22 protein-coding genes and 1 pseudogene are annotated in these 22,948 nt (G+C 43.2%); 8 read left to right on the forward strand and 15 right to left on the reverse strand.

Annotated features, from left to right (window positions below; genetic code table 11):
• Positions 1-7 precede the first annotated feature (7 nt).
• Positions 8-409 carry a PH domain-containing protein gene (locus E5329_RS05755; RefSeq protein ID WP_135988638.1) on the reverse strand — a complete coding sequence of 134 codons (402 nt, stop codon included), beginning with the start codon at positions 407-409 and terminating at the stop codon, positions 8-10.
• Between the two features lie 170 nt (positions 410-579).
• On the opposite strand from E5329_RS05755, the pseudogene E5329_RS32100 reads away from it, so the two are divergent.
• Positions 580-1,934 (forward strand): annotated as a pseudogene (locus tag E5329_RS32100) (transposase).
• Between the two features lie 552 nt (positions 1,935-2,486).
• Positions 2,487-3,800: an IS4 family transposase gene (locus E5329_RS05770; protein ID WP_135988639.1), complete on the forward strand. Its 1,314-nt coding sequence runs from the start codon at positions 2,487-2,489 to the stop codon at positions 3,798-3,800.
• Between the two features lie 248 nt (positions 3,801-4,048).
• On the opposite strand, the gene istA is transcribed toward E5329_RS05770, so the two are convergent.
• From istA to E5329_RS05800, 6 genes are all read right to left on the reverse strand, one after another.
• Positions 4,049-4,978, reverse strand: a complete 930-nt coding sequence (gene istA / locus E5329_RS05775; protein WP_330571984.1) for an IS21 family transposase — start codon at positions 4,976-4,978, stop codon at positions 4,049-4,051.
• Between the two features lie 684 nt (positions 4,979-5,662).
• A complete protein-coding gene (locus E5329_RS05780; protein ID WP_135988640.1) occupies positions 5,663-6,220 on the reverse strand; it encodes a hypothetical protein in 558 nt (185 codons plus the stop codon).
• A 36-nt stretch (positions 6,221-6,256) separates the two neighbouring features.
• Positions 6,257-6,511 (reverse strand): hypothetical protein, encoded by a 255-nt coding sequence (locus E5329_RS05785; RefSeq protein WP_135988641.1) that lies wholly within the window; start codon positions 6,509-6,511, stop codon positions 6,257-6,259.
• A gap of 63 nt (positions 6,512-6,574) precedes the next feature.
• Entirely contained in the window at positions 6,575-7,288 is a 714-nt protein-coding gene (locus E5329_RS05790) for a LytR/AlgR family response regulator transcription factor (protein WP_135988642.1), read from the reverse strand.
• Positions 7,289-7,376: 88 nt separating this feature from the next.
• Positions 7,377-10,259: a hypothetical protein gene (locus tag E5329_RS05795; RefSeq protein WP_135988643.1), complete on the reverse strand. Its 2,883-nt coding sequence runs from the start codon at positions 10,257-10,259 to the stop codon at positions 7,377-7,379.
• A 52-nt stretch (positions 10,260-10,311) separates the two neighbouring features.
• The gene (locus tag E5329_RS05800; RefSeq protein ID WP_135988644.1) at positions 10,312-12,330 is read right to left on the reverse strand and encodes a beta-galactosidase; all 2,019 of its coding nucleotides are present in this window, start codon (positions 12,328-12,330) and stop codon (positions 10,312-10,314) included.
• A gap of 180 nt (positions 12,331-12,510) precedes the next feature.
• On the opposite strand from E5329_RS05800, the gene E5329_RS05805 reads away from it, so the two are divergent.
• Complete coding sequence (locus tag E5329_RS05805; RefSeq protein ID WP_135988645.1) at positions 12,511-13,176, forward strand: HAD family hydrolase; 666 nt, start codon at positions 12,511-12,513, stop codon at positions 13,174-13,176.
• Positions 13,177-13,178: 2 nt separating this feature from the next.
• On the opposite strand, the gene E5329_RS05810 is transcribed toward E5329_RS05805, so the two are convergent.
• From E5329_RS05810 to E5329_RS05840, 7 genes are all read right to left on the reverse strand, one after another.
• A complete protein-coding gene (locus tag E5329_RS05810; protein ID WP_135988646.1) occupies positions 13,179-13,373 on the reverse strand; it encodes a hypothetical protein in 195 nt (64 codons plus the stop codon).
• A 66-nt stretch (positions 13,374-13,439) separates the two neighbouring features.
• A complete protein-coding gene (locus E5329_RS05815) occupies positions 13,440-14,297 on the reverse strand; it encodes a YitT family protein (protein ID WP_135988647.1) in 858 nt (285 codons plus the stop codon).
• 3 nt (positions 14,298-14,300) lie between these two features.
• The gene (gene tig, locus E5329_RS05820) at positions 14,301-15,557 is read right to left on the reverse strand and encodes a trigger factor (RefSeq protein ID WP_135988648.1); all 1,257 of its coding nucleotides are present in this window, start codon (positions 15,555-15,557) and stop codon (positions 14,301-14,303) included.
• A 173-nt stretch (positions 15,558-15,730) separates the two neighbouring features.
• Positions 15,731-16,351 carry a rubrerythrin gene (rbr, locus tag E5329_RS05825; RefSeq protein ID WP_135988649.1) on the reverse strand — a complete coding sequence of 207 codons (621 nt, stop codon included), beginning with the start codon at positions 16,349-16,351 and terminating at the stop codon, positions 15,731-15,733.
• A 126-nt stretch (positions 16,352-16,477) separates the two neighbouring features.
• On the reverse strand, positions 16,478-17,590 hold the full coding sequence (locus E5329_RS05830; RefSeq protein WP_135988650.1) for an AAA family ATPase: 1,113 nt from the start codon (positions 17,588-17,590) through the stop codon (positions 16,478-16,480).
• A 164-nt stretch (positions 17,591-17,754) separates the two neighbouring features.
• Positions 17,755-18,273 carry a fibronectin type III domain-containing protein gene (locus tag E5329_RS05835; protein ID WP_168356536.1) on the reverse strand — a complete coding sequence of 173 codons (519 nt, stop codon included), beginning with the start codon at positions 18,271-18,273 and terminating at the stop codon, positions 17,755-17,757.
• Positions 18,251-18,613 (reverse strand): YccF domain-containing protein, encoded by a 363-nt coding sequence (locus E5329_RS05840; RefSeq protein ID WP_135988712.1) that lies wholly within the window; start codon positions 18,611-18,613, stop codon positions 18,251-18,253. The genes E5329_RS05835 and E5329_RS05840 overlap by 23 nt, the downstream gene beginning before the upstream one ends.
• Before the next feature lie 195 nt (positions 18,614-18,808).
• Here E5329_RS05840 and E5329_RS05845 point away from each other — a divergent pair, with 195 nt between their 5' ends.
• From E5329_RS05845 to E5329_RS05855, 3 genes are read left to right on the forward strand one after another with little or no spacing between them, the layout of a single operon-like run.
• The gene (locus tag E5329_RS05845; protein ID WP_135988652.1) at positions 18,809-19,180 is read left to right on the forward strand and encodes a GntR family transcriptional regulator; all 372 of its coding nucleotides are present in this window, start codon (positions 18,809-18,811) and stop codon (positions 19,178-19,180) included.
• 2 nt (positions 19,181-19,182) lie between these two features.
• Positions 19,183-20,031 carry an ABC transporter ATP-binding protein gene (locus E5329_RS05850; RefSeq protein ID WP_135988653.1) on the forward strand — a complete coding sequence of 283 codons (849 nt, stop codon included), beginning with the start codon at positions 19,183-19,185 and terminating at the stop codon, positions 20,029-20,031.
• Between the two features lie 16 nt (positions 20,032-20,047).
• The gene (locus E5329_RS05855; RefSeq protein WP_135988654.1) at positions 20,048-20,701 is read left to right on the forward strand and encodes an ABC-2 transporter permease; all 654 of its coding nucleotides are present in this window, start codon (positions 20,048-20,050) and stop codon (positions 20,699-20,701) included.
• 147 nt (positions 20,702-20,848) lie between these two features.
• Here the strand turns inward: E5329_RS05855 and E5329_RS05860 are convergent, their stop codons facing one another.
• Entirely contained in the window at positions 20,849-21,109 is a 261-nt protein-coding gene (locus E5329_RS05860; protein WP_135988655.1) for a hypothetical protein, read from the reverse strand.
• Positions 21,110-21,561: 452 nt separating this feature from the next.
• Here E5329_RS05860 and E5329_RS05865 point away from each other — a divergent pair, with 452 nt between their 5' ends.
• Complete coding sequence (locus E5329_RS05865) at positions 21,562-22,410, forward strand: patatin-like phospholipase family protein (RefSeq protein ID WP_135988656.1); 849 nt, start codon at positions 21,562-21,564, stop codon at positions 22,408-22,410.
• 18 nt (positions 22,411-22,428) lie between these two features.
• Positions 22,429-22,920 carry a hypothetical protein gene (locus E5329_RS05870; RefSeq protein WP_168356534.1) on the forward strand — a complete coding sequence of 164 codons (492 nt, stop codon included), beginning with the start codon at positions 22,429-22,431 and terminating at the stop codon, positions 22,918-22,920.
• Positions 22,921-22,948: the final 28 nt, after the last annotated feature.

Genomic DNA, 22,948 nt, shown 5'->3' on the forward strand with positions numbered 1-22,948 from the left:
TATTTTTTTAAAAATCTCTCATGTTCCGTGGTGAAATTCCAATTGAGTATATTCCCTGACCTTCACTATATTTGATGTATAGCCGTTGCATATTTAATGCCGGTTCTCTTCCAAAAGATTTTCTGGGAATAACTTCAACGATATCATTAAGTAGGATTTTCTTTTTATAAAGTCCGCATTTTATCAACAATTTTTTCTCCTGTATGATATATTCCGTATTACAAATAGGATAAGTAAAAGAAAAGCAATATGCTGTAAATCCCAGAAGATAAGCTATAAGCAGTATCACCATCTCAGCTGTCGAATAATTGTCTTTCATAGCTATGGCAAATGATACTATAAGGATAAGAGCAGTTAGTACGGCCACCAATCCAAAACTAACCCCAATCTTACTTTTATATTTTTTCATTTTTAATTCTCCATCCTCTCTTACTTTTTATGGTAGTGTCAAATACTACCTCACTTTTTGTTCCAAAAATCTTGATTTGTGGGAGGTTACAAATAAAAAGAGCATTAACCTTCCTTTTTATGTATAATATCAGTGACCAAACACACAACCTACAAAAGGAGCCAATGCTCATGGACATTAAACTTTATTTACTCAACACCATTTAATACCTTTATAATGAATTGCTGGTTAATCAACTTTATCTGCAGATATATCCCTCTTAAGCAGTGGGCCTTTGGCGATTCCCATTCCCCGAAGTACCAGAAGTTCAAGATCGATGAACTCCCCCTGTTCACCGACTTCTGCCAGGACTGGGCTTATAGGGAGCTGATCCCTTACTACGAAAACCTTATGGCAAGAAGATCCGCCCCGTTACCCGCCGCTCGGAATGCGATATTCTTGGCGTCTATGCCTGTTCCCGCTGTGATGCTTCGAAACCTTTCCTTTACAAAAACAACGGTTCCAAAGGGCAGAACTTCTCTGCAAGGTATGCAGTGCCAAGTTCTAACCAGATGAAAGCCGTTTTTCTTCCGTGAAACTGCGCTGCTCGCACTGTGGAGAAACCTTGGTTTCCAAGAAAAACCGCAAACACTTTGTGCTTCATAAATGCGTCAATCCCAAATGCCTTTATTACCTTCACAATATGAAAAAGGTTGACAAGGACGACCTGAAAGGAAATTACGGCAAAAACAAATACAAACCCCACTATATCTACCGTGAGTTCACAATGGATTTTTTCAGCGTGGACTTAAACTCCCTGCCAAAGAATGTCTCTTCCTTGAAATTCAGCAAGCACAATGCCCATGCCATGTGCCTCACCCTACATGTAAACCTCGGGCTTTCCTTGCGCAAGACTTCGAAGACCCTCAAAGCTTTGTATAACATCAGCATCTCCCATCAACAGATCGCCAATTACTGTAAGACCGCCGCTGTTTGCATTAAGCCTTTTGTGGATCTGTATCACTACGAAAAAAGAGATGTCTTCACTGCCGATGAAATCTACATAAAAATCCGCGGCATCAAAACCTATGTCTGGCTCATCATGAACATCGCCACCCGCTCCATCCTTGGCTATCAGGTATCGGACCACCGCAATGAAATTTGTAAAGAAGTTTGGGAAAGACTTTACATTCAGGATCACCCAGGTCATTGGATTTGCCAATGACGATGCCGTTTCTGCAGAACACCGCCCCTTCAACAAATGGTTGAATCACTCAACCGCACCTATAAGGTTTCTTACCGCCATACAAACGGTTTTAACAACATCAACAATGCCAGCTATGACCTGGCCTTGTGGGTCTCTTACTATAACTTTCTCCGTCCGCATAACCACAACAAATACAAAGCACTCGACGAAGTGGAAATGCTGCTGGGCACTGACAACATGCCCAGCAAGTTGTAGCTCCTGCACTTCCTTGGGCAGCAAACCATCCTGAACATGCAGAAAACTGCCGCCACTTCATCGGAGCGGAGCTGTTGTCCATAGAACCGTGGCATACAGGAACCGCCGGTTAGGCGGTGAGAATATGTCGCGAAAGTCTATTGACATAAGGCTCACGGATTATCCCGTTCAGCAGAAAAGGGGCAACTGCCTCCTTTTCCTGCCTTCTGGCGAGGATGGGTTCAGGCAAAGCCCGAAAACGGGTCAAGGGACTGGTCCCTTGTGGGTTCTTAGGGCAATGCCCTAAGTTCTCGGAGGGATTATCGGGATCAATATTTACAGTTTTCAAGATTCATTTGAGCCTGTTTTTCAGCTCGATTTTTCATAGATTACTTGGCACTACCTCTCTTGCTTTTTGCCTTACTACTCATTTAGTAAACTCTTTTTTTTATTATTTTGGACCAATGTCATTTACTTAACGTGAATTCGGATGAATACGTACGAATTCTTTTTTTCTACCAGTAACCAAAATTTTTTTAAGAATTACTTGACAAGTACCTCAAAGTGCGCGGCCTTTTTCTGAACACTCAGAAAAAGGCCAATTAATCAGGAACTGTTTATTTATTGTTCACTTTCACCTGATTAAGGAGGTGCTTTATGAAATACTCTGATCTTGTTAAAGCAATGCTGTTCGCTTCCATCCATGAACTTGCTGCCAATTCCGAAAATTATGCACTCCATCCCGGCAAAGATTTTTCGCGTAATCGAAAACTCGGATTCAAACATCTTCTCCTTATGCTCCTGGCTATGGAAGCAGACTGCATTAAGGAAGAACTTTACCGCTTTTTTGGCCGTTCTACAGACGCCCCTTCAAAAGCTGCCTTTTATAAACAACGCAAAAAGATTAATAATGATGCTTTTAGGAGCCTTCTCGTTTCTTTTACTCAAAAGTGTAAAAAGAAGTTGTTTAAAGGCAAATATTCCTTAGTCGCATGTGATGGTTCTGCGGCCGATATTTTCAGGAATCCTGATGACCCGGATACTTTCTTTGAACCAAATGGAAAGTCCACTAGAGGATTTAACCAAATCCATATCAATGCTTTCTTTTCTGTTCTGGACAAAAAGTTTACGGACCTCTTGGTCCAGCCTTCCCGGAAACGCAATGAATACAGCGCATTCTGCCAGATGGTTGACCGTTCCGAAACAGACACTCCTGTCATTTATTTGTGTGACAGAGGCTATGCCTCTTATAACGCTTTTGCACATGTAATTGAAAATGGGCAGTTCTTTCTCATACGCTGCACCGATGCCAAGACGGAAAAAATTCTGGGGGTTCCTTTAGACGGCATTAAGCAACTTGATTATCATGTGGACCGTATTTTATCCAGATCACAGTCAAAGAAAAAACGGCTTTATTCTGAACTGGAAGAACAATGTCGGTTTGTGTGCCAGGATGTCCCTATGGATTATATTGCACAGGACCATCCTGAATACAGACTGTCCCTGCGCATCATCAGGATTGAATTATCGGATGGCTGTTACGAAAATCTGGTCACGAATCTTCCGGACCTTGATTTCGATATCGATGATTTCAAGGACTTGCACCACCTAAGATGGAATGAGGAAACTTCTTTCCGTGACCTGAAATACCCACTGTGTCTCAAAGCATTTCATTCCAAGAAATATGAATACATCGTACAGGAAGTATGGGCAAGGGCAATCCTGTATAATTTTTGCGCGGAAATAGCTATAGCAGTAGAGAGCCCTGAAAAAAAGACGAAACATGTATATCAGGTTAACTATTCGGAAGCAATCAAAACATGCCGGGACTTTTTGAGAATACATGATGGGACAACAACATTAGACGTGGAGGGTCTGAACGCTCAGAATATCCTGCCGGCCAGGCCCGGGCGAACCTTCGCACGCCAAGCAAGGTTCAAACTTCCAATCAGCTTCTGTTATCGAAACTAACAAAAGCAGAGCTAAGCATAATAAATATACCTAAAAATGAGACGAATGAAAATGATTTTTTTAAATTTCATAAATTCGTCTTGTTGTTATGTCTTTCTATTGCCATAAATCCATACATTGCACCACAAAATCGAGAGCACTCCTGAATTTACAGCATTCCATCTGCATTTGGAAATAGAAATCCCCCTCTTTTTCTTAAGTTGATAGAAAATCTGGTCGAAAACAACAGATCACACGATTATTAGAAGTTAAGTAAATGACATTGGTTCATACCGGCAGCCTTCTTTCTTTTGGAAAGGGCGGTTGTTAAACTCTTCTAGCTTTACTCTGATCGCGGCATTCAATTCCGCGATCGTGAAGAACTGCTCCTTACGCAGGACGGCAGTGATCCATGTGGAGATGTTTCCCACAATGCCCTCGGCATTCAGCTTATCCTTCGGCGTCCTGACGCGGGCAGGAATGATCGCCGTGCCATAGCGCTCGGCCATCTCGTGGTAAACGGTGTTGATCCTCTGGTCTTTCCAGATGCCGTTATGGATGACCGCTGTCTTGCAGTTATCCGGCACAAGGATCTTTGCAATGCCGCCGAAATACTCATACATGTGGACATGGGCATCAATCCATGACTGCTGTTTCTCATCAGGGAACGCTTCCACATACGCATACTGGCTGTATGTCATCACACCGACAAAGATATATGCAGGTACGATCTCTCCGGTATAAGGAGCGATCAGTTCGGCGGTATCGCCAGCCCAGTCAACCTCCACTCGCTCCGCAGGTTTGCGATTGATATGCATGGTGGCACGGCATTTGTTTTCGTCCTGCTGGATGTAATAGCAGAACTGCGAATACATAAGCGGCTCGTCACCGGCTTGGCGGCAGTCCTCCATGTATTCCGTCCACAGGAGCTTCTTGGAAATGCCGTTCTTTAGGAGTTCCTTGCGGATGTAGGCGAAATCAGGCATCCGTTTTGAAGAGACCGCTGGTGCGGATTGAGATAACAGCTTTTCTAAATCTCCATCGGTCGTGCTGTCTGAAAGCGGCCATGAAATCCCGCGTTTCTCGGCGCATTTAAGCACCTTGGAGACTGTATTGCGCGAACATGGAACTGATAGTGCGATGTTCCGCTCGCTGAATCCTAAGCCCTTCAATCTTAGAATTTCTCGATACTTGGTCATAATCTTGACTCTCCTTAAAATGAATTTACGCATTTCTGCGCATACATTCATTCTAATCAGATCAAGAGTTTGGCTCAATGATGCCGGAATGGTGGCTCACTTCGACTGGACAGGTGGCTCAAAACCACCCGGATTATTCATTTGTGCCTCATTCATCAGCTCTTTCCACTCATCTGGACTATTTATTTAATGAAAACTTTCTGACACCCTGAATAAGCTTGTGTCTATTTTGCGGATGGGCTTGGCAAACGATACAATCCAGATGGATGAATCCGTAAGGAAGGAGATCCTAAACGGGTATGTGTATTTCATAGCAAAATCTTGTGAAAAGTTTGAGTTACTAACTGCCTCTTTTATATCTATTTAATATTTTTTTATATTGTTTGTATACAATCTAAATGCCAACAGTACATTCAAAACAAAGTATTCCAATAAAAATGTATGTATGCAAAATTATTAGCACAGGTGTAACAATAAGTATTAATGCGCATCTCTTATATAAAGTTGCCATGCTCCTATTATATCCTTCTACATTATCAACTTCCAAACTCTTATCTCCGGCCCAAAAATTAATAGGTTTATTATCATGCTCGCCAAAAAATGCAATTATGAACAAAGGCAGAGCACATAGACCACAGCATATGAACGCAATAATCAATTCTTGCAACATAAAACACCTCCACTTTATATACAATATTCCGTTTGAATATCACCTTTTTTTCTAATTATCTGAAGACTTTGTCCAAAATAACGGGTTAATGTACTATCTTTATATGTGACTTCGCTATATTCAGGCGCTAAAAACTGATATCCGTTATCAGCATTTTTCCTAATTGATAAAAACATTAAGTCCTTTTTTATTATGTCATAATATGCAATAAATCCACCTTTACAATACTTCATACACAAAGGCAATTTATATTTCGCTAATTCATATGTTATAAAGCAAGAACTGGATCTCCAATATAGTTTTTTTTCATCACGGTAAAAACCGTCACGTTCAAACTTTAATTTGCATACCCAATCATTGGCCATTACATCATATACCTTATAATTACTTATAAGACCTTTATTAAAATCAAACTCAATTTGAATTCTTCTATGCATTTCACCAACATTGCATTGAACATTCATTTCGAGTATATAATCATTTTTCCATAATTCTTGAATAAGTTCGTTGCCAATCATTTTATCATCGTAAACCACAATATATTCATATTTTTTTATAATACTATTTTTCATTATCATATTCATTCCTTTTTAAATGATAAAATATTACTAAAACAGTATTTTTCCTGTTTTCCTTTTCCAGTCTATGTCGGCCATGAAAAAAATCAATGCCACTGTCAATCCATATGCAATGATATACATATGCCTTTCCCGTATCTGTCCCGAAAACACAAATGCTGCATAAAAGGCTATGCCTATCACTGCCAGCCATTTTCTGCGCAATTGCACGGAAAAGAATAACTTCAGTCCCAGTTGGTATTCCCATAATTCAATAATAAAACCGCATATTCTTATTCCCGCCATCCTTGCTCCCTCCCTTTGAAACTGTCAGGAAATCATCTGCTGACAGTCCCTTGCTATTTAAAATCACAGCTTATCCCTATACTCCAAATCAAATTCTATATACACACGTTCAAACTCGTTCTTCCTCCGCCTTGATGCCTTAATCTTCTCTTCCCCAATTGTAACAATCCCATTTTTATAATCATCCACATGCCCCAAATTCACCAGATACTTCCGATCTGCACGGAAGAACAACTGAGGCTCCAGTATCTTTTCCATCTCTTCCATAGAAGCCTCTTTCCGAAATCGCTTCCCTCTCACCATCAATTCCACATAGCTGCCATAAGAAATCACATATGCGATATCTCTCTGACGCACCTGATAGGGTTTCCTGTTTTGGTACGCTTCCACAGTTTTAAGCCCAATCCGCTTTCTGAGACAAGCGTCTATTGCCTCATCAATTTCTGATAAATCAAAAGGTTTTGTCACAAAACGAAGCGCATGCACATGAAATGCCTCTTTATACCGTTCTTCAACTCCAGTAGCCATAATGATTGCACATTCTGAATTGCTCCGGCGAAGCTTTCTGCCGGTTTCAATTCCATCCATTTCCGGCATTTCAATATCTAAAAAAACAATATCCAGTTCTTTGGCTCGCTGCAGCAACGCTTCCCCAGAAGAAAAGGCCAGAATTTCAAATTCCAGCCCAGTTTTTCTGACGGCCTGTTCCACCAGGCCGTGCAGCGTCTTTAATATAATTTCTTCATCATCACAAATTCCAATAAATAATCTCTCCATACTTATCCCCTGTATCTTGGGTATATTCCTGCATCTTCTTCCTGTATCTTTTTAGAACGCCAATTCTCATATCCCAACTTACCAACGCTTACTGATTCGCCTGATTGCCGCACTTAGGACAGGTATTTCCTCCCCGGTAAGTATACCCGCAGCGGTAGCAGCATTTTACGTCATGCTTTTCCTTAGAAAGATAAGCAATGCTTCTGGACTCCGGTTTTTCCTGCAGATAAGATACAAATTCATCCAGAACCTCCCCAAATTCTTTCAGCTCTTTGGCTGAAATTCCTCCTGGAATCTTCGTTTTCTTTCCATTCCCCCGTTTCACATAAATTCCTTTGGACAAAAGTCCGGTATTGCCCTCTATTCCTGTTACAGAGCGGATGGGTATCATCTCACTGCTGAACATGCTGTTGTAAAAAATATGGTCCGGCGTTAGGATAAATCCGTCCCTGCCGTCCTTTCTGGCAGAGGAATCACAGATGAGGATTGGGTATTCATAGCGATCCCGTTCCTGGGCATAGGTATTCAATGCCCTTGCCGTCAGCTGGGCTTCTCTTGGTTCCCAGTCGCCCCGCATAACTTTACGCGCCTCATAGAAATGAAGCCGTTCCATATCGTTGATTCTTCCGCTTAATGCGTCCTTGAGTTTTTCTACCAGCAGCCCGCATTCATCCATTTTTAATTTCGTCAGCCGTTTGTCAATCATTTCCAGTGTGTTGGTTTTGATTTCCGGCAAAAACACTCCGCCCTCAATTTTCTCATAGGCGCTGGCTGCTTCGTCAAAGGACATCAGAGGGATATTGGGGCACATTTTGTCAATGACCTTTTGATCCATTGCCATCACTCTGCCCTCAATCTCCTTAATGGCAATCTCCGCCTGTTCTGGTAAGAAACCATCCTCACGAAGTTTCGTAAGCATCTGCATCAGCCCCCTGCGGTCGCTGTTTGCCGCACGTTTCAGCATTCCGGCAATTTCCCGCTTCTCCGTTAAGCGTCTGGTGCCTTCTAATACTTCATTATAGACGGAAATATCTTCTCCGTCATATTGATTTAATTTTTCACGGAAGGTCCGGTACTGGCTTCTTGTCATATTTTCCGGCACCCGGGCAATCAGATTTGCGGCTTCCTCCTGTCCCCGCTTCTTTTTTACTTCTCCAAGGTCTTTCAGCATTTCTTTTTTAATCAATTCCGGGCATTCTGCCTGGGAAATCTCGTCCATCACTCGTTTTATCACAGCGTAAGACTGGGTCATGGCATACTCTGCCTTTTGGCGTACTTCTTCGGCTCCTTTCTGGTAAGAGGCCTGACGCAGCAGCTTCTCGTATTTCTCTTTGTCCACCCAATCGAGACGTTCGTCATCCTTTACCTGTTCCCGCAGCCTCCGCAGCTGCCACATGGACATGCGGTCCAGCTTCCGCATACGGGCGTCGTATTTCTCTTTGATGGACATGGTACCGTTGCTTTCTGCAAATTCTGCTTCCAGCTCTGCCTCAATTCCGTTGGGATCTTCCGGATTACCGGTTCTTTGTGTGGAAACATCCTGTCCTTTCCCAAAGGCAGTTCCTTCTGGTTTTTCTTTGGCATTCCGCTTTCCGAAAAGTCCTTTTTTCTTTTCTTTTTTCCCTGTTGAATCTGTATCAGAACCATACGGTGATGTCTGTTTGGTGGATTCTGAATCAGAATCTTGCAGGGAGTTTTTGGAGCCGGAACCCTGCGCAGAATTTCCAGCGGATTCTGCATCGGAATGCTGATATGTCTGTCCGGTGGATTCTGCACCGGAATCCTTTGCAGAATTTCCAGCGGATTCTTCCTGAGGGCTGTCTGATTTTACTAATTCTGTTTCCTGTTCTGGTTTCTTTGTCTTCTTTTTCTCTTCTTTGTCTTCTTTTTTTGCTTTCAGCAATTCCTGAATCTTTTCCCGGTAGGGCTCTGCCTGCATCAGTGGGAAGAAATTTTCGTCTATTTTTTCCTCTATATTATGCAGCTCTTCCTCCGACATATGTTCCATATCCGCACATTCCTCTTCAATGGGCGGCATGGCGTGTTTGCCCCTTTGGGAAGCAAATTCATTAAAATTACAGTTGGATGTTCGTTCTGCATTTCTTCCCAGCAGCTCCAGGTAATCCTCATAGGCGTCCCGGTCGCCGCCGAATTTCATGGAATAATTATCTCCCTCCCGCAGCAGTCTGCCGGGTCTTGGGGTATAGAAGAGATTGCAGTTGTCACAAGTGTAGCTTCTTGCCAGGTACACTCTGCCTTCTTCCGTCTCAATCGGAAATTCCTTCCCCTGGGGATAAATGGCCATATACAGCTTTCTTGCGCACTCGGGGCATTGATAGCCGTTTATGTAGAAATTATTTCCAACCCGGGAAGCCTTGCGTTCATATGCTGATATTTCGCTTTTATGAAAGGTGGCTTTTGTCAGGCTCCAGCGTACATTGTGCCACAAGCCCAGCCCTTTTTCTTCTGGTTCCTCTTCCTGTTTCTCTTCCGTTGCTTCCTGGGGTTTCCGCTTCCCTTCCTCCATGGCGGCCTGAACCACCTCTTCAAAGGTCATCTGGATATTGTCTCTGTAAAAACGGAAATTATCGTCCCGGTATCCCGGTATGATTCTCATATCTTTTAAAATTGCATAAAACAGGGCATTCAACTGACTGTAGTCTTTGTCAACCTTAAGTCCGCGGATGGAGCCCCATTTGCCAAATGCATACAAAGTCATGTTCAATACATTGGCAAGTGTCTGATTATCTGCCACCGGCTCCATGTCTTCTTCTTTGTCTGGCAGTTCAATGACGTTAGTTATAATTTTCCTGTTATCAAAATTAAAAATTAAGGATCTGACCTTTCCTGACAAAATCAGGAAATTATTCAACACTACGATGTTTCCCGTCCATACCACATTCACATCCATGGTTTTCAGCATTCGGCTGAATATATTTGTTAACTCACTGTTTGCTTTCAGAAGGATCATTTTAACACCTCACTTATGTTCGCAGACTGGGCTGCTTTTTCTTTTGCGGTTCTCAGCGGCTCTTCATAATGGCTGCGCCTTTGGCCGGAAGCTTTAGAATCGCCCCTTTTTGATACTCTTTTCCGGTAAGCAGTTCTGCAAAGGATTCTGGCAGATGTACTTCTTTTGCTTCCTCATTATGGTTTAGCAAAAACAGATACTGTTCTTTCTCGCGGACCCGTTTGACTGCTTCCACTCCTTTTGGCGTCTCTGCTGCAGGGTGAATATTATTTTTCCTGCAGATGTCTCCAAGGAACTTCTGATAGAATTCCGCTCCGGAATGAGTTCCCACATAATACGCCGTTCCTTTTCCAAAAGAATTGCAGGTAATCACTGGCGTTCCCTGATAGAAATCCTTCTGATATTCCGCCAGGGTTTTAGCGCCCTCGGAATGTATGATATCGCAGAGGATGTTTGCTTCATATTCTTGTCCATCATATATAAATTGATTGGCCAAATGTTTCGGCAGCGCGTCGCTTTCTTCCACCCAGATTCCCAGTATGTCCCTGAGCCTGCCTGGATATCCTCCGGTAATGACAAGATCATTCTCATCCACATATCCGCTGAAATAGGTGGCAATAAAGATTCCGCCGCCTGTGACAAACCTCCGAATGCGTTCATCCACGCCGGGCTTTGTCATATACAGGATTGGTGCAATCAGTAATTTATAACGGGACAGGTCATCTTCTTCTCCTATAATATCTACCGGAATATTTTTGCTGTGGAGGGCGGTATAATATTCCAGGGCCTCCTGATGATATTTCAGATCAATGCTGGGCCCGGAGGAATATTCCACTGCCCACCAGTTTTCCCAGTCAAACATCAGGGCTGTTTCGGCAGTTCCCACAGATCCAAGGATCTCTCCTCCAAGCTGTTCCAGTTCCCGTCCCAGTTCCGCCGCTTCACGAAATACTCTGGTATTCTCATGCCCTGCATGGCTGATGACTGCTCCGTGGTATTTCTCGCACCCGCCGATGCTGCGCTTTAACTGGAAAAATAAAACAGAATCGGAACCATGAGCAACGGCCTGATAGCTCCAGAGCCGCATGACTCCGGGGCGTTTCAGTGCATTAAAGGGCTGCCAGTTCTGCTGGCTGGGCGTCTGCTCCATCAACACAAATGGTTTTCCGTTTCCCACGCCCCGCATCAAGTCATGATGAAAAGCTGTCTTGCTGACGGAATCTTCGTTGGAAGGATAGTTGTCCCAGGAAATAAAATCCATATATTTTCCCCATTTTCGGTAATCCAGTGTCTTATAGGCGCCCATGAGATTGGTGGTTACTGGAATCTGAGGAGTATATTTTTTCACTGCTTCGTATTCCAGGCGGAAACATTCTAGAATGCTGTCAGAATTAAATCTCCGGTAATCAATGCTGATGCCCTGGGCCATCGTCCGTTCCAGTTCCATATGCTCGCTGCGGGTATCCGGCAGCACAATTTCATCCCAGTCGTAAAAAGTATGTCCCCAGAAAGAAGTATTCCAGGCGCGGTTCAGTTCTTCCAGCGTCCCATATCGTTTCTTCAGCCATACCCGAAATGCTTTCTCACAATTGTCACAATAGCATTCCCCGCCGTATTCATTGGAAATGTGCCAGGCAACGATATTGTCATAATTCTGATACCGTTCCGCTAATTGTTCCGCCAGCTTTACGGAATATTTCCGGTATGTCAGGCTGTTGGGGCAGGAATTATGCCTGCCGCCGAATTTCCGTTTGACGCCGCCGAACTCTGTCCGAAGAATTTCCGGATATTTTTTTGCCATCCAGGCCGGATGGGCTCCGGTACTGGTGGCAAGGCAAACCTTCATTCCATTCTCTTTTGCCAGAACCATGATTTTGTCCAGCTTATCAAAACGGTATTCTTCCTCGGAAGGCTGCAGAGCGGCCCAAGAAAATACATTTAATGTCAGGGTATCTATGTGCGCCAGCTTCAGCAGCCGCATATCCTCTTCCCAGGTTTCCTCTGGCCACTGCTCCGGATTATAGTCTCCGCCATAGGCAATTTTATCTTGTTCCCAAACTTTTTCCCACATATTTCCAAACTCCTTTTCCATGATGTAAAATGCATCTGGGTACATTTTATCACACCGGAAATCCTCTGTAAACGCACAAAGATTTTTCTTGCAGATTTCTTTTGACAGGTATAAAATGGTAACGGTTTATATTTTTAAAAATATGGGACTGTATGGGATAAGAGACAAAGGAGTGAGCGTATGACACGGAAAATTAATACAATTATTTTTGATTTAGACGGAACCTTACTGAATACATTAACTGATTTGACTAACAGCGTAAATTATGCCATGGCTTGCTATGGATTCCCCACCCATTCTGAGGACAGTGTGCGTCAAATGGTTGGAAACGGCGTTGCCGTACTGATCGAGCGGGCTATTCCTGAAGGACGGAATTTCCCTCAGTATGAGGAGTGTTTGAAAGATTTTCAGGATCATTATGCACTTCATAAAAAGGACTGCACCAAGCCCTTTCCCGGAGTGATGGAATTTCTGAAAAACGCTGCAGACAAAGGCTATAAACTGGCAGTGGTTTCCAACAAGTTTGACCGGGCGGTGAAAGGGCTCTGCGAGGATTTTTTTGATCCTTATATTGCCGCTGCCATTGGGGAATCACCGGAGGTTGCCAAAAAGCCAGCGCCAGATACGGTGTTTGCGGCTATGAAGGAACTCTGTTCCCAGCCGGAGTCCTGTGTCTATGTGGGGGATTCAGATGTGGATCTTGCCACGGCTAAGAATGCAGGAATTCCCTGTATCAGTGTAAGCTGGGGATTTCGGGACCGGGAGTTCCTGCTTCAGAATGGGGCAAAGCAGATTGCGGATACGGTGGATGATATCTGGAAAATTCTTGCAGATATGCAGAGGTGACGTTAAAAAAACGGAAGCATCAAAATCAAAGTCACCAGGCCGATCACAACAGTAACTGCCCCAAACAGGCAGCTTATTTTCCAATAGTTCTTCTGCTTCGCTGCATTCCCTTTATTCCGGTAACCCAGAATAAAGGGAATGACAGTCATAATTGCAGAAATGCTCAATGCGGTTGCCAGATAATTCAGTATATTCATAATTCTCTCCTGTCCTCTGTTCCAATCCATTTGGCTCACAGGTATAAAAAACCGCTCTGCCAAAGGTTAATTCAGTCCTCGAAATCCTTTGCCAATGATCTCGCTGCTGTTTGTAATCATCATAAACGCTCCCGGCTCATTCCATCTGATATAATTTCTGAGCTGAACTGCCTGTCCCCGCTTCATTACCGTTAAAATCACATATTTTTTATGATGGGTATACGTTCCCTCTGCTTCAAAAATAGTAGCGCTGCGGGTTAGCTTCTCATGGATAAAATCGCAGATAGGCTCCGGATCATCACAGACGATGGTAAAGTATTTGCACAGGTTAATGTTTTCAATGGCGGTGTCGATTACCAGGGATTTTGCCATCAGGCCGCAAAAGGAAAACAGGCCTGTGGCAGCGTCAAAGATAAAGCATGCTGCCACGGTAATCATCAGATCCACCAAAAACAACGCTGTTCCGATATTTACAGTACTGTGCTTTTTTAAGACCATTGCAATAATATCCGTACCTCCCCCGCTGGCTCCTATATTAAACAGGATAGCGGAACTGAGAGCTGGAAGCACAATGGCAAAAATCAGCTCTAACACTGGCTCGTTTGTCATAGGATGCGGCATGGGGAAGTATTTTTCCAGGCCGCTTAATCCCAAAGACATTAAAACGCTTACATAAACTGTTTTGGCTCCAAATTCCTTGCCGAAGCAGAGAAATCCCACAACCAGCAGAGCCATATTTATTACAAAGTTGATCGTGCCGGCGCTGAAGGGGGTCACGGCGCTGAGCACTATAGCCATGCCCGTGACTCCTCCAAAAGAAAAATTATTCGGAAATTTGAAAAAATAAACGCCGATTACCAATAAAACAGCCGCAAAGGTAATCATTCCATATTCAAACAGCGCCAATTTTACATTTTTTTTCATTGCTTACTCTTCTCCGTCTGTCTCTAATTCCAGTTCGCCTTCGCCAGCTTCTTCTCCGTCTTCTGTATCTTCGTCTTCTGATTCATCCTCGCCGTAATACTCATCTTGGGACACTTCTTCCACTTCGGCATTCTCATAAAGGAAATTTACAACTCTGCTGCGGATGATCTGGGTAATAATAGAAGTTTTTCCGTAGTCCTCTTCTAACTCTTCTATCGTATCATATTCATATTCTTCCAGCAAGGCCTGGACTTCTTCCTGATACCCTTCACCCGTAACCGTGAGACCTTCTTTGTCCGCAATGGCCTGAGCCACCAAATATTCCTCTACCTGGGCTAACACTGCATCCTCAACGGCTCCTTCTCCTAATTGCTCTAAAAATTCCTCGTATTCCATTCCCATCATAGATGCATAGAACTGATATCCTGCTACAGTTTCATCGTAATAGAAATCATACAATTCCTGAGGATAGCCGTTTACTTCCGCATTTTCCACAGCCAGCGCCAGAGCGTCTTCTCCGGATGCAGAAGCAGATTCCTCCTGAGCTGTAATCATTAAGTCCCCTCTTATGTAATCCTCATACTCCTCTGTTGTCTTGTAATCTGTGACCTTTGCCACAAATTCATCTGTATATTCCGGCACAATAACTTCACTGATTTTATTGATGGTAACGGTAAATTCTGCCTGCTTTCCTTCTGCTTCGGAATCAAAGTATTCTTCCGGAAAAGTTAGCGGAAAGGTCACAACTTCTCCTTTGTTTTTTCCGATCAGGCTGTTCTCAAAATCTTCCAGAAAATCTCCAGACCCCAGCACAAGTTCATAATCTGTATCGCTTCCGCCTTCAAATTCCTCGCCGTCCATGGTCCCGGTGTAGTCGATATTGACACTGTCTCCTTCTTGGGACGGGCGGTCTGTAATTTCCTGGTATTCCGTATTTTCATCCTGCAGTTCCTGAATTGCATATTCTACATCTTCCTCAAACACCTCCGGCACCGGATACTGTACCTTCAGATTCTTATATTCTCCCAGCTTCACATAATCTTCAGACTTAAAATTCAATGCATCCTCATGGTTATTTTCTGATCCGGTTTCCCCTGCTTCTTGCTGCCCGCTTTCCCCGGAATCACCTCCGGCAGTATCCTGATCTGCGGTATCCTCCACGGATTTTGCCTCTTCCTTTTTGTTATTTCCGCATCCAGCAGAAAATACCATAACTCCTGATAATACCAATGCAATAGCTAAATATTTTTTTCTTCTCATAGCTAAATTACCTCCAAATTTTCTTTTATTTATTGCAATAACGGTATTTTAACATAAGCCCGTGAAAAAATCATGAAAAAAACCACTTTATTGAAAAAAGCTGTCGGAAAACCTTTCCAACAGCTTTTTTCTGCCATACGGCCGCCAGACGGCAGGCTGAGCGGTATTGGCAGTTACTGTATCCTTGCTCCCTCTGTCTTTCCGCAGTAGGGTGCAAGCTCCAGACGCACATACCATCCCTGTTCATGGTCGCATACGGGGCAGGTCATAGGCGCTTGTGTGCCCTCATAGACATATCCACAGTTTAGACACATCCATTTTGTTTCTACTTTGGAGACAAATAACTGGTTATCTTCCAAAAGCTTTGCAAATGCGCCGAAGCGATCTCCATGCATCTTTTCAATTTCTGCAATCTTATGAAATTTCATGGCTGCCTTGCCGAATCCTTCTTCCTGAGCCGTATCTCCAAAATGCTTATACACATCATCATGCTCTTCGTATTCGTTGTGCTGGGCCATTTTCAGTAATTCTGACATATTGGGGCTTAAGTCCACCGGGTACGCCCCTTCAATGGCAATGGTTTTCCCAGCCAGCTCCTTTAACTGGTTATAAAATACTTCTGCATGTTCTTTTTCCTGGTCTGCAGTGAATTTGAAGATCTGCTCCAGCACATACAGTCCTTGCTGATGGGCCTGGCCTGCGGCAAAAGTGTAGCGGTTTCTGGCCTGGCTCTCTCCGGCAAAGGCGCGCATCAGGTTCTTCATGGTTTCGCTCTGTTTAAAGTCTGCTGCCATAATGATTTTCCTGCCTTTCTTTTCCAATCTTGTGATATTTACCGGAATAGTATGGGCAGAAATGGAAGTTTTATACTTCTTCTATTTTGCATTGGTGCACTTTCTTTCCCGTATCATAGCATATTCCTACCAGTAAAATATGCTCCATGCCTTCTTGCTGTTATGGATATCATGCAGATATGCTGCTACAGCTTCTTCTCTTTTCTCTAATGTAGCATTCAACATTTCATTGGAATTTCTTACAAGCTCTGCCACATAGCCAAATTCCTCATCTTTTAATGCTTTCTGAAATTCCAGCATCAATTCTTTATTAGGAATCCGAAGTTCTCCATCATAATAAGATAACAGGCCATATACTAGCATAGCGGCATAGATTTCTTCCCTGTTGGAGGGGCTCTTTTGGCCAGCTGCATATTCTTCGGATATGTCTATCTTGACAGGCATATGGTTCACCATCTTAATTACGTCATCCCGAACCTCTCCAAGATTGTATTTCAGGAAAAAAAGCACCTCATCCAGTTTACCGGTCCGTGTCCAATAACTCCTGCAGATCCCATTGATCAAAGCCAAAACAACGGAACGGGGATTATATAATTTTCTGCCGTCCCAGGCGGAATAGCCATTGTACCATTCTGCAAGTTCAGTCAATGTCAACTGTGACTGCCTGCAGCAAAGCATTTCTGCTTCCTGTTCGGTAAATCCAAAATATTCATCAAAACAGCAATCATTCAGCATTGTATATTCATCAAACATGTTTAATGCGGAGCCAGTGCTGTACTTTTTGATAGGAAGCACTCCTGTCATATAGGCCAATGCTACATAAGATCTGTCTTTGAGCAAATTTCTTAAAAATTCAAGAAAATCCCTCTGGTTTTCCTGATATAATTCATGGCTGAAAATATAATCCAGATATGTGTTTCCCTGTCCTGAGAGTTCATTCATGGAAAAGCTAATAAGGTTATATTGATTCATATGAACCGGATAACTTTGGCTTCTGCTGATCTTTAAATGGTCAAACAATTCTTTTGAGGAATAGGCTTTTCCGTAATATGCCCCAAGCATATTCAGCGCTGACGTTTTTCCAAACCGCCGGGGCTTTGTAATGCACAGAAACCGATTTTTGGTGTTCACCCGTTCATTTACTTTTTGGATCATTGCAGATTTGTCCACAAAATACCTGTCATTTCTAAGCATCTGAAAATCTTTGAATGCTGCATTTGTGTTTAAATATAATGCCATGGCTTCGCCCTGCCTCCTTTTTATGCCTACCTTATCACAAAAGCACGGATGTTTCAACTAACTTCCATATTATTTTTGCAGGCAAAAACAAGGCTGCCGGGAAACTAATCATTTCCCGGCAGCCCCATTTCTTTACGATTGCCTGCCTGTCCTGCAGAACCGGACTATTTTTTTACTTTAACAGTCTTTACTTTACTCCAGTCACTGTATACCGTTGTCTTTTTGTTCACCTTTTTGTATGAACGTATGCGCACATAATATTTCTTGCCGCCCTTCAGTTTCTTTAATTTGGCGGAAACGGTACTGTTTTTCTTTACGGATATCGTCTTAGCGCCTTTAAATTTATTGTTGGCTGCATATTGGACTTTATACCCCGTTACTTTTTTATCCCGCTTCCATTTTAAAACTGCCGTTTTTGATTTGGTGGATTTCAGGCTGCGGACAGTCACTTTCTTTGGAATTACCTCAACGGTAATCTTTTTCGTTGCCGATTCGTAATTGCTGTTTCCTTTTGCATTTACCGTAATGGTTGCTTTTCCAAATTGTTTGAAACGTACTTCTCCCTTGCTGTTTACGGATGCAATTTTGGAGTTGCTGCTTTTATAAGTGGCTGTTCCTTCCGGTTTTAAGGTAACTTTGCTTCCAATTCCCCCTGTTTCATTAGGAATGTACAATTGCCCCAAATGGCATGAGGGCCAGCTTGGCAATTTTAAAGCATTGCATTCCAAATGGAATCCCTATGATGGTACAACATAATAAAACGCCGTTTATGGCAGCAGATAGGGCTAAAGGAATTCCGCTTATGATCAGCCATAAAATATTTGCAAGAAGGGATAATGTTCCTCCGCCGTATTCTACTTCTTTTCCAAAAGGGAAGAATGCCAGAGATGCAAACTTAAAACACTGCGTCCCTATGGGAATGCCCACAATCGTAATGCACCACAAAAGCCCTGCAGCCATCCAGCAAATTCCCTGCCATATTCCTCCGCATAAAAACCATATCAAGTTACCTAAACAGCCCATAGTTACCTCCTTAGCCGTAATAATGAATTTTTTATCTATTATACTCCAATGGCTGTGTGGATGGAATAGGTTTTTTGGCAATTTTATCATCATTTACAGCCCGTCAGTCAGGTGAGATTTGAAATAAACAGTATATAACACTTGACAACAGTTGAATACTGTTATATACTGTTTACAACAAGGAGGAAATGAAAAATGAATATCATTATAAATGGTTCCCTGATGGTTCCTATCTATGAGCAGATTGTGGATCAGATTAAGGCCATGATCCGTGAAGGGGAGCTGAAGGAGAATGATAACCTGCCTTCTGTCCGTGCCTTGTCAAAGGAATTGAAAATCAGCGCTTTGACAGTGAAGAAAGCATATGACAGCCTGGAAGCGGAGGGCTTTACGGTAACAGTTCATGGAAAAGGAACTTATGTGGCTGCAGCCAACAAGGAGCTTCTCTTAGAAGAACAGAAGAAGGAACTGGAAGCGGATTTGGAACTGGCGGTTTTAAAAGGCAGAAGATATGGAATCAGTGACGAAGACATCAGAAGCTTGTTTGAATTGATTTTGGAGGGATGAAAATGTTGAGAATTGAGCATTTAGTGAAGAAATATGAGGATTTTACCCTGGATTGCTCTATGGAGGTCAGGCCGGGATGCGTGACGGGGCTGATTGGCCAGAACGGCGCAGGAAAAAGCACGACCTTTAAGGCAATTTTGGGCTTAATTCACAGAGACGGAGGGAAAGTAGAGGCCTTCGGCAAGGATGTGGAGGAATTTACGGTAAAGGATAAGCAGAAGCTGGGAGTGGTCCTGTCAGATTCCGGATTCAGCGGATATTTGAATATTCATGATATTATTCCAGTGCTGGCAAATCTTTATGGGACTTTTGACAAGGATTTTTTCATGAAGCAGGTGCAGCGGTTCGGACTGCCGACGGATAAGAAAATTAAAGAATTTTCTACAGGAATGAAGGCGAAGCTAAAGGTGCTTGCAGCTATTTCCCATAGGGCAAAGCTGCTGATTCTGGATGAGCCTACCGTAGGCCTTGACGTGGTAGCCCGTGATGAGCTGCTGGAGCTTTTGAGGGACTTTATGGAGGCGGAGGAAGACCGCTCTATCTTGATTAGTTCCCATATTTCCGGTGATTTGGAAAGTTTGTGCGATGACCTTTACATGGTGCATGAGGGGAAAATTATCCTGCATGAAGACACGGATGTGCTGCTGAGCGATTATGCTCTGCTCAAGGTAAACAGCAGCCAGTATGAGAAGCTGGATAAGCAGTATATTTTGCGGCATAAAAAGGAAAGCTTTGGATATACATGCCTGACGAACCAGAAACGGTATTATCTGGAAAATTATCCCCAGACTGTGATAGAAAAAGGGTCGGTGGATGAAGTGATTGCCATGATGATACGGGGAGAAGCGTGAAAGGAAGGTGGAAGGAATGAAAGGATTACTGATTAAAGATATAAAACTTATGCTGAACCAGAAGAAATTTTTCATAACCATTGGATTTATTGCCTTAATGTTAGTCAGCGTCGTAAAGGATACATCATTTATTATCAGCTATATAACATTTATCGGCGCACTGTTTACACTGAGCACCATCAACTATGATGAATATGATAATGGCAATGCATTTCTGTTTTCCCTGCCTGTTACAAGAAGCGGGTATGTGGCGGAAAAATATGGGTTCGGTCTTATGATGGGCGGGAGCTGCTGGCTGTTTTCCCTTCTGATTGCCATAGTCAGCGGAGAAGTGAGAAAGACTGCTGCTGCTTGGGATATACTTTTGACTGCCATTGAAATTTTTCCGGTGATCCTGATATTGTTGGCAATGATGATTCCTTTTCAGCTTAAATTCGGCGGTGAAAAGGGCAGAATTGCAGCGATTGCTGTGGTGGGAGCAGTGTTTGTGGTATGTATCATTGTGGGAAAGGCTGCAGACATTATGGAAATTGATTTGATTGACCTGCTGAATCGTATGCCCAAATTGGGTTGGGAAGCTATCGTGGGGCTTACCATGGCTGCGGCAGCGGCGCTGCTGCTGTTGTCTGCCAGCATCAGTGTTGCCATTATGAAGAAGAAGGAATTTTAGCGGGCGGCAAACAGTTTGTGATAAAACAGATGAAGAATATTTATTGTGCTGATAACCTGTAAACCTTTAGACGGCAAAAAGCATTGACAGACTCTATAAAGAGGGGCTTTCACAGAGGGCGTTTTCTGTGGAAGCCCTGTGACGTGTTTATTTTTTCCTCATCCAGTTCCGCAGGGGATTCACCTCTTTTGCTTTTGTGAGAATATTATCTCCATTCTGGATCAGGTAATCGCTTAATTGTTTTAATTCTTCCGGCGTAAAGCCAGAAGATTTCTCTATCTGGCCGGAGGGCACAATTCCCTCCGCAAAGTCTTTGCCTCGTTCAAAAACGACTCTTACAATTTTTTTTCCATCCTTTTGCGGAAGCAGGCCGGAATAAGTCATTTGGATTTCTTGTGTTTGTTTCATGGAAGTTCCCCCTCCCCTTTACGTTGGTTATCTTGGAAATAATTGTATTTTTTTAATTATAACTCTTTGAGAAAAAATTACAAGGGTTGTTACAGGCGGTTTTTGCAGAAATGCTTTAAACAAAAAAATAACAGGCAGGGAATTTTGGTTTCCCTGCCCGCTTCTTTTCAAATGAAAATTCCAAGTCACACTAACTCAGGCTCCTTTTTTTCAATGACATTCCTGATGTCATCTATGTCCCTGCCTGTTGCAAGTGCAATCTGTTTCCATAATACTTTAAAGTTTTGTCATTGTAAATATGAGAAAAATGCGGTAAAATACTAAAGCGTATTAAAAAATCTTTTTATAATCTGAAAATCCCGCCTTATTAGGCACATCTCGCAGAAAACATTTTTCAAATGCGTTTTAAGCGGCAGAAGAAAGATGAGTATAAGGAAAGGAATGAAAATAGAATGAAGCTTGGAATTACCATGGAGGGCGGCGCAAGCAGGACATTATTCAGCTGCGGCGTCACAGATGCATTTTTAGAGGAAAATATTATGCCAGATTATTTTATCGGGGTGTCTGCAGGCATTGCCTACGGAGTATCCTATCTGGCAAAGCAGAAGGGCAGAAACCTGGAAATTGCACAGAAATATATGAATGATAAACGGTATATGGGAATGCGCCATCTGTTAAAAGACAGAAGCTTTTATAACATTCCCTTTGTATTCGGGGAGGTTCCCAACAAGCTGGAGGCTTTTGACTATGACGCCTTTGAGGCTTTTCCGGGAAAAGTGGAAGCCTGTGTGACAAATATCCATACTGGGGAACCGGAATATCTGGAAGTGCCCAGACGGGATGATAAATTTGATGTGGTGGTCGCAAGCTGCGCCCTGCCCATTCTGTTTCAGCCGGTGAAAGTGGGGAGGCGATATTATCTGGACGGCGGATTGTCTGATTCTGTTCCCTACAAACATGCGATACAGGAAGGGTGCGATAAGAATATCGTGATTCTTACCAGGGAACGGGGCTATGTGAAAAAAACAGAGCGTGTGGGAGATATTTCCCGGAAATTATATAAAAAATATCCAAAGGTAGCAGAGGACATTAAAAACAGGCCCGAGCGATATAATGCGTGCATCCAGGAATTGATGGAGCGGGAACGGTCTGGGGAAATCTTTGTGATTGCGCCGGAAACCACTCATGGAGTCGGAAGGACGGAGTCGGATCCCCAGAAGCTGACGGCTTTGTATGAAGAAGGATATCAGCAGGCCAAAAAGCAGATGGAAGATTTGAAGCGATATTTGAAAATTGCCTGAATGAGAAGGAGAACGGCTTTGGAACACCAGTATTTTCATCAGGCGTTGGCTGATTTTGTCGGTGATATGGCCTATGGAGGCGCCATTTGTCATCTTGCAGATTTGGGTTATACCGTGGAACAGATAATAAAAGAACTGGATTATCCCATATCCAGGGAGCGGGCAGGGGCCGCAGTCTGGCAGCATTATCTGGCCAAGGGGATTATTTTGCTGGAGGAGCCCCAGGCAGAGCCCCTGATTGAGAAAGTATCCTATGTCAGGGAGTACGGAAAATACGGCGCCGCCCATTTCCGGCGGGTGGTAGAAAAGGAAGAATGTCCCCAGGAAAAATATTATCCCTGTGATTTTGGGAAAAAGAGGTATCAGAATGAGGCGTCATTTTTGCGGGAATTGGAAAGCCTGCAGAGGAGCGATCGGGAATATATTTTGGGGCTGCCCTGGCCCTTGCAGCGGGTATACCATGCTGCAGACCAGCGGATGACGCGGATTATGAAAACATTAGGTAACTAGCCTTGTCAGGGGCAGAAAGGAGAGGAAT

Origin of the sequence: Petralouisia muris (assembly GCF_004793545.1) — a bacterium.
Taxonomy (GTDB): domain Bacteria; phylum Bacillota; class Clostridia; order Lachnospirales; family Lachnospiraceae; genus Petralouisia; species Petralouisia muris.